Annotated in this window: 13 protein-coding genes and 13 tRNA genes; 3 read left to right on the top strand and 23 right to left on the bottom strand. The window is 40.7% G+C overall.

The window, feature by feature from the left end; translation table 11 throughout:
- Position 1: 1 nt before the first annotated feature.
- The 5 genes from AC1ECF_RS14465 to AC1ECF_RS14485 all read right to left on the bottom strand — a co-directional run bounded on the left by AC1ECF_RS14465 (position 2) and on the right by AC1ECF_RS14485 (position 2,746).
- Positions 2–790 carry an alpha/beta hydrolase family protein gene (locus tag AC1ECF_RS14465; protein ID WP_480390143.1) on the bottom strand — a complete coding sequence of 263 codons (789 nt, stop codon included), beginning with the start codon at positions 788–790 and terminating at the stop codon, positions 2–4.
- A complete protein-coding gene (locus AC1ECF_RS14470; RefSeq protein WP_480390144.1) occupies positions 768–1,241 on the bottom strand; it encodes an NUDIX domain-containing protein in 474 nt (157 codons plus the stop codon). Before AC1ECF_RS14470 ends, AC1ECF_RS14465 begins: the two co-directional genes overlap by 23 nt.
- Entirely contained in the window at positions 1,238–1,885 is a 648-nt protein-coding gene (locus tag AC1ECF_RS14475; RefSeq protein ID WP_480390145.1) for a CPBP family intramembrane glutamic endopeptidase, read from the bottom strand. The genes AC1ECF_RS14470 and AC1ECF_RS14475 overlap by 4 nt, the downstream gene beginning before the upstream one ends.
- Before the next feature lie 185 nt (positions 1,886–2,070).
- Positions 2,071–2,250 carry a putative motility protein gene (locus tag AC1ECF_RS14480; protein WP_480390146.1) on the bottom strand — a complete coding sequence of 60 codons (180 nt, stop codon included), beginning with the start codon at positions 2,248–2,250 and terminating at the stop codon, positions 2,071–2,073.
- 46 nt (positions 2,251–2,296) lie between these two features.
- Positions 2,297–2,746 carry a Dps family protein gene (locus tag AC1ECF_RS14485; protein WP_480390147.1) on the bottom strand — a complete coding sequence of 150 codons (450 nt, stop codon included), beginning with the start codon at positions 2,744–2,746 and terminating at the stop codon, positions 2,297–2,299.
- Between the two features lie 102 nt (positions 2,747–2,848).
- On the opposite strand from AC1ECF_RS14485, the gene AC1ECF_RS14490 reads away from it, so the two are divergent.
- The 3 genes from AC1ECF_RS14490 (at position 2,849) to AC1ECF_RS14500 (ending at position 4,275) form a co-directional block, all read left to right on the top strand.
- Positions 2,849–2,977 (top strand): hypothetical protein, encoded by a 129-nt coding sequence (locus AC1ECF_RS14490; protein ID WP_480390148.1) that lies wholly within the window; start codon positions 2,849–2,851, stop codon positions 2,975–2,977.
- Position 2,978: 1 nt separating this feature from the next.
- Entirely contained in the window at positions 2,979–3,212 is a 234-nt protein-coding gene (gene yidD, locus AC1ECF_RS14495; RefSeq protein ID WP_480390149.1) for a membrane protein insertion efficiency factor YidD, read from the top strand.
- A 103-nt stretch (positions 3,213–3,315) separates the two neighbouring features.
- The gene (locus AC1ECF_RS14500) at positions 3,316–4,275 is read left to right on the top strand and encodes a metal ABC transporter solute-binding protein, Zn/Mn family (protein ID WP_480390150.1); all 960 of its coding nucleotides are present in this window, start codon (positions 3,316–3,318) and stop codon (positions 4,273–4,275) included.
- Positions 4,276–4,338: 63 nt separating this feature from the next.
- On the opposite strand, the gene AC1ECF_RS14505 is transcribed toward AC1ECF_RS14500, so the two are convergent.
- From AC1ECF_RS14505 to AC1ECF_RS14590, 18 genes are all read right to left on the bottom strand, one after another.
- Positions 4,339–5,763: an o-succinylbenzoate--CoA ligase gene (locus AC1ECF_RS14505; protein ID WP_480390151.1), complete on the bottom strand. Its 1,425-nt coding sequence runs from the start codon at positions 5,761–5,763 to the stop codon at positions 4,339–4,341.
- A gap of 125 nt (positions 5,764–5,888) precedes the next feature.
- Positions 5,889–6,707 (bottom strand): 1,4-dihydroxy-2-naphthoyl-CoA synthase, encoded by an 819-nt coding sequence (gene menB, locus AC1ECF_RS14510; protein ID WP_480390152.1) that lies wholly within the window; start codon positions 6,705–6,707, stop codon positions 5,889–5,891.
- The gene (gene menH / locus AC1ECF_RS14515; protein WP_480390153.1) at positions 6,704–7,525 is read right to left on the bottom strand and encodes a 2-succinyl-6-hydroxy-2,4-cyclohexadiene-1-carboxylate synthase; all 822 of its coding nucleotides are present in this window, start codon (positions 7,523–7,525) and stop codon (positions 6,704–6,706) included. The genes menB and menH overlap by 4 nt, the downstream gene beginning before the upstream one ends.
- On the bottom strand, positions 7,513–9,225 hold the full coding sequence (gene menD / locus AC1ECF_RS14520) for a 2-succinyl-5-enolpyruvyl-6-hydroxy-3-cyclohexene-1-carboxylic-acid synthase (RefSeq protein WP_480390154.1): 1,713 nt from the start codon (positions 9,223–9,225) through the stop codon (positions 7,513–7,515). Before menD ends, menH begins: the two co-directional genes overlap by 13 nt.
- On the bottom strand, positions 9,218–10,582 hold the full coding sequence (locus tag AC1ECF_RS14525) for an isochorismate synthase (protein ID WP_480390155.1): 1,365 nt from the start codon (positions 10,580–10,582) through the stop codon (positions 9,218–9,220). The genes menD and AC1ECF_RS14525 overlap by 8 nt, the downstream gene beginning before the upstream one ends.
- Before the next feature lie 232 nt (positions 10,583–10,814).
- Positions 10,815–10,886 (bottom strand) — tRNA-Glu (locus AC1ECF_RS14530).
- Positions 10,887–10,890: 4 nt separating this feature from the next.
- A tRNA-Ser gene (locus AC1ECF_RS14535) sits at positions 10,891–10,981 on the bottom strand.
- A gap of 4 nt (positions 10,982–10,985) precedes the next feature.
- Positions 10,986–11,060: transfer RNA gene (locus AC1ECF_RS14540), tRNA-Asn, on the bottom strand.
- 1 nt (position 11,061) lies between these two features.
- Positions 11,062–11,138 (bottom strand) — tRNA-Ile (locus tag AC1ECF_RS14545).
- A 5-nt stretch (positions 11,139–11,143) separates the two neighbouring features.
- Positions 11,144–11,217 (bottom strand) — tRNA-Gly (locus tag AC1ECF_RS14550).
- A gap of 7 nt (positions 11,218–11,224) precedes the next feature.
- Positions 11,225–11,300, bottom strand: a tRNA-Phe gene (locus AC1ECF_RS14555).
- A gap of 10 nt (positions 11,301–11,310) precedes the next feature.
- Positions 11,311–11,386: transfer RNA gene (locus tag AC1ECF_RS14560), tRNA-Asp, on the bottom strand.
- Position 11,387: 1 nt separating this feature from the next.
- A tRNA-Met gene (locus tag AC1ECF_RS14565) sits at positions 11,388–11,464 on the bottom strand.
- Between the two features lie 54 nt (positions 11,465–11,518).
- Positions 11,519–11,611: transfer RNA gene (locus AC1ECF_RS14570), tRNA-Ser, on the bottom strand.
- An 11-nt stretch (positions 11,612–11,622) separates the two neighbouring features.
- Positions 11,623–11,699: transfer RNA gene (locus AC1ECF_RS14575), tRNA-Ile, on the bottom strand.
- Positions 11,700–11,705: 6 nt separating this feature from the next.
- A tRNA-Met gene (locus AC1ECF_RS14580) sits at positions 11,706–11,779 on the bottom strand.
- Positions 11,780–11,801: 22 nt separating this feature from the next.
- Positions 11,802–11,877: transfer RNA gene (locus tag AC1ECF_RS14585), tRNA-Ala, on the bottom strand.
- Positions 11,878–11,885: 8 nt separating this feature from the next.
- Positions 11,886–11,962: transfer RNA gene (locus AC1ECF_RS14590), tRNA-Pro, on the bottom strand.
- Positions 11,963–12,041: the final 79 nt, after the last annotated feature.

Here is a 12,041-nt window from a genome sequence, read left to right on the forward strand (position 1 = left end):
TTTATCTTCCTCTCTGGTTTTTGATCCAGAGACACACATCTTTTACTACCTGCCGATTTGCCTTGCTTGGAAAATAATGCGTGAAATCTGGATAGTACCAAGTTTCTACCACTTTGTTATACCCAAGTAAGGCAGCTTCCAAAACCTTTGCTTGACCGAATGAGACATTTTGATCACTTTCTCCATGAATGATTAACACAGGGGCTTCGATGTCCTCCAGATGAGGCAGAGGGTTTCTAGCCATATATTCCTCTGGCATATTGTTAGGAGTTCCACCTATCACTCTTTTCATCATTCTTCTCATATCAATACGTTCCTTGTAAGTAAGAAAAATATCCGAAACGCCAGACCATGTAACCAAAGAAGCAATATCCTTTCGAAGAATAGCGGCCCACAAGGCCATGATTCCTCCTCTGGAGAAGGCAAATAGGTGAATCTTTTCCTTTGCACAAAATTTCTTCAATATATCGATCCCATACATTACATCCCATCTATCCTCGCCGCCAAACTCATCTCGTCCTTCGCCCCCTCTATTTCCACGATAATAGGGAGCAAAGACTATGAGCCCCTGCGATGCAAATTGGGCAATCCTTGCTGGACGAACCATTCCCAGACTCTGCATCCCTCCCCTGCAATAAAGCAGGCCTTCATAATCCCCTTCTTTGATAGGTTGAGCAAGCATTCCCTTTACTCGAAGACCATTAGACCAATAGGTGATTTCGGTTAATCGAACGTTCGGATTAGGGGAAGGATAAGCCCTTTGTCGCTCAATCGTTCCACTTGGTTTCATATGCTTTCACCTTCTTTAATATGTTTTGCATTCCTGTATCCTTCATATGAAAGCTTAGCTCACCATTATTATCCCATTCGTCTTCGGAGAGCCAAATAATCCCATCTGTTTCATGTGTAGTGGGGCCCTCTAATATCTCCTTGACCTTGCCAACATACACTGCTTTACAGAATGGCGGATTATCCAATACTTTATATTCAGCTAACCATTCCAATTCATCCAGCTGTACACCAGTTTCTTCTAATGCCTCTCTAATAGCAGCCTCCTCTAGCGTCTCTCCTTCCTCTACTTTTCCACCTGGAAACTCTATTCCCCTTTTTGGATGCTTCGTCATTAGCCATTTCCTCTTATATTTGGCTAACACTAATACATGCTTTGCCACCACATCAAATTGGTTAGGCTTAAAGCTTAATTCCACCCTGTTATTATGTAAATCATGAAACGATATCATGAACTAGCTACACCTCCTAAAACAACTAATACATATACGACAATTATGCCAATATCCGCTAAGCAATGGCTAATAATTGTTGGATAAATGCTTTGACAATAATATCTTATACCACCCCATAACAAACCTGCTAATAGTACACCTATAAAAGCAATAATAGAATACGGGAAGGCAAAAAGAGTAATCACGAGAAATAAATGATAAAGGGCATAGAAGAAGGACGTAATCAAAATAGTGGAGAATGCACTCATTTTTTCAATAAGCCTGCCATAGATGAAGTTTCTCCAATACCATTCCTCTAAGAACGGATTAATAAATATCAATACTAAGATAAAAATAAACACCTTTCGGCCCGTAAAGTCCCATACCTGCAATTGTTCATGCAAATGCGCCAAATCAAAAATCTGCTCTTCAAAAAGGATGGATAAACCTACAATCAGAAGCATACAAATAAGTCCAGTGCCAATCCCTATCAAAGCTTGAATTGGCTTCATCCCATGGTATTTCCAGCTTTTCTTATGAAAGTATGGCACCAAAAATAGCCAGCCATAAAATAAGAGAAAGGTGATCACAATGTTCTGTAAGACTATTAACCCAACTACTAGAAGCAGGGTAGGACCAATCAACAACCATAATAGCTTCATCTTCACGTTCTCCTTGTAAAAAGAGACTTAGCCTCATGCTAAGTCCCAAATTCTATTAGTTGTTCTCCAGAATTAATTTTCTGCTATTCCTTAGAGACTAGTTTAAACCATTATAAGACTTTCTCCATAGTATGGCGTAGGTATTAAAAAACATGCACCAGGAGAACCCTGAGCATGCTTTTCAATTAGGCTTGTACATCTACAGAAGTACCCTTGTACGGGTGCTGCGCAACTGATTGCGGCATGTCTTCTATTAATTGAACAGCTGTGACAGCCTGCATATTAAGTGAACTTTGCAATACACTTAATTGAACAGTATGTTGAAGCTGTGCAAGCTGTGAAGACATAATGGAGCTAATATTCATCTGCCTTACCTCCTTGTACAAGCTTAGTATCGGCTAAATAAGTGGATTATTTATTTGTATCACCGAGAAAAGCATTCAACATCCATTGGTGCTTTTCCGTTTTTTGATAGATGGCATTTAGCAAGTCCTCCGTCATATCGTCCTCATCCTTCGCTGCTTCTTCCATCCCTTTTTTCAAGGATTTCATGATAATCTCGAAGTCTTTGACCACCGACTCCACCATTTCATCGGCTGACTCTTTATTTGTTGCCTCCTTGACGGCCGAAAGCTCTAAATGCTCTTTTAGAGTTGCAGTAGGACTTCCACCTAATGTTAACAATCTTTCTGCAATCTCATCCATATTTAAAGTAGCCTCATTGTATAGCTCCTCAAACTTTTGATGTAAAGTAAAAAAAGAAGGTCCCTTCACGTACCAATGGTAGTTATGTAATTTCGTATAGAAAACGGACCATGTAGCTACTAGTTTGTTTAGTTCTTTATTTAATGCTGTTGACATAATATTGTCACTCTCCTTTGGATAAATAAGTTGTTTCTCTTTTCTTATACCTCTTACTTTCTTACAATAAACATAAAGAGCCTACTAATGGAGTGATATAATATGGTATTTTGGATACTTGGAGCGGCTATACTGATGAGTATTTTTGGCTTTGCTTTTTTATATAAGCTTGCTGTAAAGGATCGATCTGCTTCTGCAATTGATCCAAAACCAAAGGAAGTGAAAAGATAAGATGAAAACAATTCTCTTATTGATCATTCGGTTTTATCAAAAGTTCATTTCCCCCTTAACTCCTCCTAGCTGTCGTTTTTACCCAACCTGCTCCCATTATGGAGTGGAGGCTGTTGAAAAGCATGGAGCAATAAAGGGAGCATTTTTAACTGCCAAGAGAATATCAAAATGTCACCCATTTCATGAGGGTGGATACGACCCTGTACCGGAAGAATGGCCTTTGAAGAAAAAATAATTCAAGGGCTATTTTTTCTTGCCTTTTGACCTAAACTACTGTAAGCTAATTAAGTTCTAGTTTATAAATCGTAATCATTACTATTTAAAAAGGAGGAAATCTGATGAAAAGATTATTCCTGACTTGTATATCCTTTCTCATACTTTTCCTAGCGGCTTGTACAGATAAAGAACAAGCTGGCCAAACGGAAGACGATAAACTAACTGTTTATACAACAGTATATCCATTGCAATATTTTACGGAACGAATTGCCGGAGATAAGGCAACTGTAGCTTCAATCTATCCTCCGGGTTCCAATGAGCACACTTTTGAGCCTACTCAAAAGGATATGATAGCTCTTGCTGATGCTGATTTATTTTTTTACATTGGACTTGGATTAGAAGGCTTTGTTGAAAAAGCAGAAATAACTTTAAAAGATGAGCATGTAAAGATGATTGCAGCTATAGATGGTGTTTCAGACGAGGAATTAGAAGTAGGACACAAGGAGACGGAAGACAATCATGATCATGAAGAAACAGATCATGCCGATCACGACCATGGAGATACAGACCCACATGTATGGATTTCTCCAAAAATCAGTCAAAGTCTTGCTTTAACCATTAAGGAGTCGCTTGTAGAGACTGCTCCTGAGCAAGAAGCATATTTTCAACAGAACTATGAAGAGTTAATTGCTGAATTAAAACAATTAGATGGAAAGTATGAACAAATGGCTGCAGACGCAAAAACAAAAACCTTTTTCGTCTCCCATGCAGCCTTTGGCTATATCGCCAACACGTATGGGCTTGAACAGGTTGCGATTGCAGGATTAAATTCCCAAAACGAGCCTTCACAAAAGGAGCTAACCAAGCTAATTGACTTGGCGCGAGATAAAAACATACAATATATCTTATTTGAGCAAAATGTTTCTTCTAAGCTAACAGAAACAATTCAACAAGAAATTGGAGCAGATAGCCTCGTTCTTCATAATCTGAGTGTGCTCTCCAAAGAAGATATCAAGAATAAAGAAACTTACTTTACGCTAATGGAACGAAACTTAGAAACCTTTCAAAAAGCATTAAACTAAATAATTAGCCTGTCGATTTACTGCTTATACGTGCTAAATGACCAGTAAATCGACAGGCTGTTTTTATACAAACTCTTTTAATTTTCTTCTCAATAGCTTATTAGAACCATTTCTAGGCAATGCGTCTAAGAAATAATAAGCTGCTGGTCTCTTATAGGGAGCAAGACGATCCTTGGCGAATTCTTTTAATTCATCCTCTGTAGCATGCTCTTTCAGCACAAGAAAGGCTATGGGTACCTGCCCCCATGTCTCATCCTCTTTTCCTATGACTCCTACTTCTTTTACAGCTGGATGCTTAGCTAAGACATTTTCAAGCTCTGCTGGATAGATATTTTCACCACCAGAAATAATTAAATCAGAACGTCTATCCACTACATATAAATATCCTTCTTCATCTAGATAACCAATATCTCCGGTATGAAGCCAGCCATCGGTTAATGGGCTCCTATTCGCATGCTCCCCCACATACCCTTTGGTTACATGCGGTCCCTTAACACAGATCTCCCCTATCTCCTCTTCGCCGTCTATTTTAACCTCTGCAAAAAATAATGGTTTTCCTGCAGAGCCTAGCTTTCTTATTGCATCCTCGCTAGCTAATGTCGTTGTTTGAGAGGCAGTTTCTGTCATACCATAGGTTTGAAGAACAGGAATATTACGTTTGATTGCCCTCTCTAAATATGGCAGAGGGACGGGACCTCCCCCAACGAGCATGGAGCGAAAAGATTTAGGGAAGGAAATATCTCTTTGCTCTAAAACAGTTAAGATTCTTTCTAATGTCACAGAGACAACGGACATTCTTGTCACGCCACCAGATAAAATAGCCTCTACCGCACTTTCCTCATCAAATTTAGACTGTAGATGTACGGTCATTCCATATAAGACGGAACGCATCAAAATAGAGAACCCGCTTATATGAAAAAGAGGCATCGCACATAACCAGCAGTCATTCGGCTGAACACCTAAATTTAAAGCAGAACCCATAGCATTCATCACGTGATTCTCTACTGTTTGACATACTCCTTTTGGATGCCCTGTCGTACCAGATGTATACATTATGGATACTACTCTATCTTTTGTCCATTCTTTTTCTACCTGAAAAGATTTCCTATCCGCTTGATCTCGGAGCTCTTCCATGGAAAATAGCTGGTTAAAGCTAAGCTGTCTCTTTGTGTAACTATCCACTAGTAACGCAGTTGGTGCACTGTCACACAGTTGATAGGTCAACTCTTCTTTCGTCAGACGTTCATTGAGCAATACAAGCTCACAGCCAAGCTGTAAGCAACCATGCAGGGCTATTACTAATTCTGGGCTTGAAGAAGCCAAAATAGCAATCCTATCATTTTTTTGAATGCCACTTGCATGAAGCCTTTCAGCAAAATCAATCGATTCATGAAATAGCTGTTGAAAGGTCCAATTCTTATCCTCAAACTGTAATCCTATTCTATTCGGCGAAAGCTTGGTCCGCTTATAGAGTAAATTAGGATACATAGTAAACACTTCCTTTATTTAAGAAAAATGCAGAAATACAAGAAAGCACTTACGATTTTTGTTATATATTGAATCGTAAGTGCTTCATCATTTTATTAGTCTCAAACTCTCGTAGAGTTAATTAATCACGGAAAACGGGGGAACTGACCGAAGTCTGGCTTACGTTTTTCTTTAAATGCATCTCTACCTTCTTTTGCTTCATCCGTTGTGTAGTAAAGAAGTGTTGCGTCACCAGCCATTTGTTGAAGACCAGCAAGGCCGTCTGTATCTGCATTCATCGCAGCTTTTAAGAAGCGAAGAGCAGTTGGGCTCATTTCAAGCATCTCTTCACACCATTTAACTGTTTCATCCTCTAGTTGCTCGTAAGGAACCACCGTGTTAACCAAGCCCATATCTAAAGCTTGCTGAGCATCGTACTGTCTGCATAGATACCAGATTTCACGAGCTTTCTTATGTCCTACAATACGAGCAAGATATCCTGAACCGTAGCCAGCATCAAAAGAGCCTACTTTTGGTCCTGTTTGTCCAAAACGTGCATTTTCTGCTGCAATCGTTAAGTCACATACTACGTGCAACACATGTCCTCCTCCAATTGCATAGCCTGCTACCATTGCCACAACTGGTTTAGGGATAACGCGTATTAAACGTTGTAAATCTAATACATTCAAGCGAGGGATTTCATCGTCCCCTACATAACCGCCATGTCCGCGAACCTTTTGGTCTCCTCCAGAACAGAAGGCATGTTCACCTTCACCAGTTAAAATAATTACTCCGACATTCTTATCGTCACGAGCACGAGAAAAAGCGTCAATCATTTCCATTACTGTTTTCGGTCTAAAAGCATTACGTACTTCTGGACGGTTGATCGTAACTTTCGCGATACCATTATAGTACTCATACTTAATATCTTCATATGTATGTAATGTAGTCCATTCACGAGTCATTTTTGTTCCTCCTTTAAAATTATATCCTTTACTATTGTAGCAAAGAATTTGGAATTTTCCACATGAATTGCATGCCCAGTATCTTTTACGATAATTCTTTTAACAGAGGGTAATCTGGCTTCCATACGATCAGCTATCTTACAAAATTTTTGATCCAGTTCACCAGTTACCAATGTTATAGGACATGGTATGCTGTCTAACTTGTCCCAAAGGGAAGGCTGGGTACCTGTTGAAAAGCCTCTTAAGCTATTTGCAAGACCAATTTCTGATTGAGAGATTCTTTCCTCTCTGATTGTCTTTTTCTTATAGACAGGAAGCTGTTTTTGTGAAATGAATAAAGGTATGTTCTCCCAGTAATCAACAAAATTATGAATACCCTCTTTTTCGATGAAAGAAGCCAGCTTAGCATCAGCTTCCCTTCTTTCTTTCCGTTCATTTTCTTCCTCAATTCCAGGAGAGCTACTTTCAAGCAACAGATGACCTACTGGATATTTGGTTGCATAAGACAAGGCAAGCCTGCCTCCCATAGAGTAACCGACAAGCAAGAAGTCCTCCCAGCCAAAATGAGTGAATATGGCTCTTAAATCCTCTACTTGCTCCTCCACAAAGTATCTTCTCACGTCTGTTGGTTTGGCACTGTTTCCATGACCTATTAAATCTATCGTTAGTACTGCAATGGACGGAGGAAGCTCTTGCATTACTTCATCCCATGTATCAGAAGTTCCCGTAAAACCGTGGAGAAAAACTACCTTCTTTTTCTGATGCTTATTATAAAGCTTTACATGATATTGAAGTGAGCGAACACTTACATACTCCATTCCTTGTCTAGCTCCTTTTTAATAGTGTCCCAAAGTTTTCGATGTGACTCTATGTTGGTTTGACGATTCGTAAATACTTCGATAATCCGTAGCTCTTTTTCCTTTTCTTGACTTAAGGCCTGTATAAATTCTTCCTTGCTCGTAACTGCATGATATTGTGCTCCGTACATTTCTGCAATGGAAGAGAACTTTAGACCAGTAGGGGTTCCAAATAACTCTTCAAAATAAGTTTGCTCCGTTGATTGAGGAAGATATGAAAATATTCCCCCACCGTCATTGTTCATGACGATAATAGTTAAGTTAGTTGAATGAAATCTACTGAAGATTAATCCATTCACATCATGTAGAAAGGCCAAATCACCTATGAGAAGATACGTTGGTCTATTAGAAGCAGCCTGGACACCCAAAGCACTTGATACAACACCGTCAATTCCATTAGTTCCTCTGTTAGCATAAATACGAATATCTTTCCTAGTTTTTAAGAAAAAAGTATCCACGTCTCTGATTGGCATACTACTACTAGCAAACAGATTGCTACCATCCTTTATTTGTTCAAAAAGAATACCAGCCATAGCCCCTTCATCCGACTCGGTAAGTAAATAGGACTTCACAGCCTTGGTAGCGATATCGTTGGCTTTCCTCCATCCTTGAAGATATGGATTATCCTCTTTAGATATGGTAGAAATCCATAAACTCGATGGAGTTACTTGTACATGGTGAGTAACTACATGAGAAGGATCTCTAAACAAAGGACTTTCATCAACTGCTATATATACTTGAGGTTTAATCCCCTGGATAAATTGCATTAGTGGCTTTGAAACAGGCTGAGCCCCAAAACGAATGACCGCCTCGGGTTCTATCAAACCCTTAAAGCTGTCACTCTTCAACAAAGCATCATATTGATCGATACACAAGAAAAGACAGTCCTCTGGTATATTACTTCGCAACTGAGAAAGTGGATCAGCTAATACTGGCCATTTAAGATTTTTGGCAAATTCCCAGAATTCCTCAGTGGGAGTAAAGGTGTCACCAGCAATAATAATTCCTTTTTCTGTTTTTTCTAAGAGTGCTTGATACCAGGCTAAAAATTCTTTACTTGGTGTCAGGTTTCCTACCTCTGTACTTTCAATAGAAAGCATAGGCTCGTGTGGCTGCATGTTCACTAGGAGAGGCTCCCTAAATGGCACATTTATATGCACCGGGCCCTCAGGGGCAGCCTTCGCCATATTGACAGCTCGTTGGACATGTCTTTCAAGAAAACGTAAGCTCTCCACCCTATCTTCAGGCAATGGAAAATCTACAGACCATTTTACATGATTACCAAACAGATGGATTTGATCGATTGCTTGAGGAGCACCAACTTCTCTTAATTCATGCGGTCGATCAGCAGTGATAACGATTAAAGGAATTCTAGAATAGGACGCTTCCACAACAGCTGGAAAAAAGTTCGCGGCAGCAGTTCCTGAGGTACATAGAAGCACTACAGGTATATTTTTTTCCTTTGCTAAACCCAAAGCAAAATAAGCTGCTGATCGTTCATCAATCTGACGATATAAGTTAATCTTGTTGTTTTTTACAAACCCATAGGCCAAAGGAGTAGAGCGAGAACCCGGACATAAAACGATATCCTCTGCACCTGACTGAACTAGTGAATCTATCACTATATTTACATAGGATGTTAAATACTCATTATTAGACATTCATATTCCCTCCTAAAGTTCTCAGCATGGGACGGAATTTAACCCTTGTTTCTTCAAACTCTTCTAAAGAAGAAGATTCGGACACGAGTCCTCCTCCAGCATATAGATAGGCTTGATTGTTTTCTAATAAAGCAGAACGTATGCCAACAGCAAATTCCCCTTCACCTTCTGCGTTTAACCATCCAATAGGAGCTGCATAGTAGCCTCGGTTCATCCCTTCCGATTCCCTAATTATTTCGACAGCTTCCTCTCTTGGGACTCCTCCCAAAGCTGGAGTTGGGTGCATTGCTTGAACAAATTCTAACAAAGTGGCACTTTTTTTAATCTTACCTTCGATAGGAGTATATAGATGCTGAATATCTCTTATTTTCATCAGCTTAGGTCTGGTTGGAACTTTAACCTCTTCACAATATTCTTCATATATCTTTTTAATCATCTGCACAACATAGTTATGCTCTTTTAAATTTTTGGAGTCACTTAACAGACTTTCTCCTAAAGCCTTATCCTCTACAGCATCCTCTCCTCTGCGAATAGAGCCTGCTAGTCCTGCAGATTGAACTATTCCGTTCTCCAGCTTCACTAGTCGCTCTGGTGTAGCACCAAAAAATACTTTATCTCCTTTTTCTAACCCAAATAAATAACTTTCTGGTTGCTCCATAGCTGCATTATAAATAGCTGTTGAAGGAGAGAATGGTATATCAAAGGTTAATCTTAAGGACCTTCCTATTACAACCTTATCGACTTCATGTTTTCTAATTCGATCTGTAACCAATTCCACAGCTTGAAGATATTCATCCTTCAAACGATCTTCTCTTTGGATTAAAGCAGGTTTCTCATGTACTTTTAATTCTTGTACTTGTGCTCGATGAATGATGATATCTCTTTCTTTTCGTAATTGCTCAAATGTGTGCTTATTTTCTTGTTCATTTGCAATATAATGAATACTTACAAATGCTTGATCATTTTTTATAATGAGCTGAAAAGTTGCGACAGCAAAAAAACTGGAAGGGAAGGTATCCCACTCAGAAGGTATATGGTTATCTGGATCAAAAGAAAAGCCACCAAATAAAATGGGATGTATATCCGCATGTTCACGTAAAGATGTGGAACAAAGCTCCTTCCATTTATCAGAGATATCGCGATATCGTTCTTCCTTCTTCATATCATTGGTCAAGGTATAAGCATGTCCTAAACCAACTAAAGTAAACGTTTTCTCTTTGTTTTGCCAGAAAAAACGTTGTCCTTTGTATGTGTCATCTCCAGCCTCATAAAAGGCATGGGCAGATAATCTTGAAACTTCAATTGTCTCGGTATAAAAGCGTAAATCCGTTTTCTTTTCACCGGTGGTTTTCGGCATTGATATGACCTCCGTAAAAATTACATGCTAGATGGCAGAAGTATGCTACCTTCTATCTTACAACTTTCTTTGCCATTAGGCACACATTTAGTTAGTAGGGTTAGAATAATGATTCTCCCTCTTATTATACTTCATTTTCGACAAAGAAAGGTTAAGTTGCTCCCAGGTCTCTATATTTCTACGAGGCAAAAAAAAAAGACAACCACTAGAGAGTGATTGTCTTTTTCTGCTATGACCCCTACGGGATTCGAACCCGTGTTACCGCCGTGAAAGGGCGGTGTCTTAACCGCTTGACCAAGGGGCCAATATGGCGGAGAAGGAGGGATTTGAACCCTCGCGCCGGTTACCCGACCTACACCCTTAGCAGGGGCGCCTCTTCAGCCACTTGAGTACTTCCCCATATTGGCTCCGAAGGTAGGACTCGAACCTACGACCAACCGGTTAACAGCCGGTTGCTCTACCACTGAGCTACTTCGGAATGGTGGGCCTAAATGGACTCGAACCATCGACCTCACGCTTATCAGGCGTGCGCTCTAACCAGCTGAGCTATAGGCCCTTTAATGGAGCGGGTGAAGAGAATCGAACTCTCATCATCAGCTTGGAAGGCTGAGGTTTTACCACTAAACTACACCCGCAAAAGTATGGTGGCTCAGGACGGAATCGAACCGCCGACACAAGGATTTTCAGTCCTTTGCTCTACCGACTGAGCTACTGAGCCACATTTAAAATGGCGGTCCCGACCGGGATCGAACCGGCGATCTCCTGCGTGACAGGCAGGCATGTTAACCGCTACACCACGGGACCTTGGTTGCGGGGACAGGATTTGAACCTGTGACCTTCGGGTTATGAGCCCGACGAGCTACCGAACTGCTCCACCCCGCGATAATAATATGTGTTGAAATTTAAATCAACTTTGCTTGAAGATGTGTAAATGTATGGAGGAGGAAGAGGGATTCGAACCCCCGCGCGGTTTGACCCGCCTGTCGGTTTTCAAGACCGATCCCTTCAGCCAGACTTGGGTATTCCTCCGAATGTTTAGTTGGTGGACCTTGCAGGACTCGAACCTGCGACCGGACGGTTATGAGCCGTCTGCTCTAACCAACTGAGCTAAAGGTCCTTAAGATGGCGGCAGAGGGGATCGAACCCCCGACCTTACGGGTATGAACCGTACGCTCTAGCCAGCTGAGCTACGCCGCCCGATAATCTTCAATTCTTAAATTGGTGGAGCCTAGCGGGATCGAACCGCTGACCTCCTGCGTGCAAGGCAGGCGCTCTCCCAGCTGAGCTAAGGCCCCATATTAACTGGTCGGGAAGACAGGATTCGAACCTGCGACCCCTTGGTCCCAAACCAAGTGCTCTACCAAGCTGAGCTACTTCCCGATATATATGGCGCGCCCGGCAGGAGTCGAACCCACAACCTTCTGATCCGTAGTCAGACGCTCTATCCAATTGAGCTACG

Source organism: Psychrobacillus sp. Z3-81, assembly GCF_056620325.1.

Coding starts and splice junctions, on each gene's coding strand:
- AC1ECF_RS14465 (WP_480390143.1), bottom strand. CDS start 790: ATGAAACCAAGTGGAACGATTGAGCGACAAAGGGCTTATCCTTCCCCT.
- AC1ECF_RS14470 (WP_480390144.1), bottom strand. CDS start 1,241: ATGATATCGTTTCATGATTTACATAATAACAGGGTGGAATTAAGCTTT.
- AC1ECF_RS14475 (WP_480390145.1), bottom strand. CDS start 1,885: ATGAAGCTATTATGGTTGTTGATTGGTCCTACCCTGCTTCTAGTAGTT.
- AC1ECF_RS14480 (WP_480390146.1), bottom strand. CDS start 2,250: ATGAATATTAGCTCCATTATGTCTTCACAGCTTGCACAGCTTCAACAT.
- AC1ECF_RS14485 (WP_480390147.1), bottom strand. CDS start 2,746: ATGTCAACAGCATTAAATAAAGAACTAAACAAACTAGTAGCTACATGG.
- AC1ECF_RS14490 (WP_480390148.1), top strand. CDS start 2,849: ATGGTATTTTGGATACTTGGAGCGGCTATACTGATGAGTATTTTTGGC.
- yidD (WP_480390149.1), top strand. CDS start 2,979: ATGAAAACAATTCTCTTATTGATCATTCGGTTTTATCAAAAGTTCATT.
- AC1ECF_RS14500 (WP_480390150.1), top strand. CDS start 3,316: ATGAAAAGATTATTCCTGACTTGTATATCCTTTCTCATACTTTTCCTA.
- AC1ECF_RS14505 (WP_480390151.1), bottom strand. CDS start 5,763: ATGTATCCTAATTTACTCTATAAGCGGACCAAGCTTTCGCCGAATAGA.
- menB (WP_480390152.1), bottom strand. CDS start 6,707: ATGACTCGTGAATGGACTACATTACATACATATGAAGATATTAAGTAT.
- menH (WP_480390153.1), bottom strand. CDS start 7,525: ATGGAGTATGTAAGTGTTCGCTCACTTCAATATCATGTAAAGCTTTAT.
- menD (WP_480390154.1), bottom strand. CDS start 9,225: ATGTCTAATAATGAGTATTTAACATCCTATGTAAATATAGTGATAGAT.
- AC1ECF_RS14525 (WP_480390155.1), bottom strand. CDS start 10,582: ATGCCGAAAACCACCGGTGAAAAGAAAACGGATTTACGCTTTTATACC.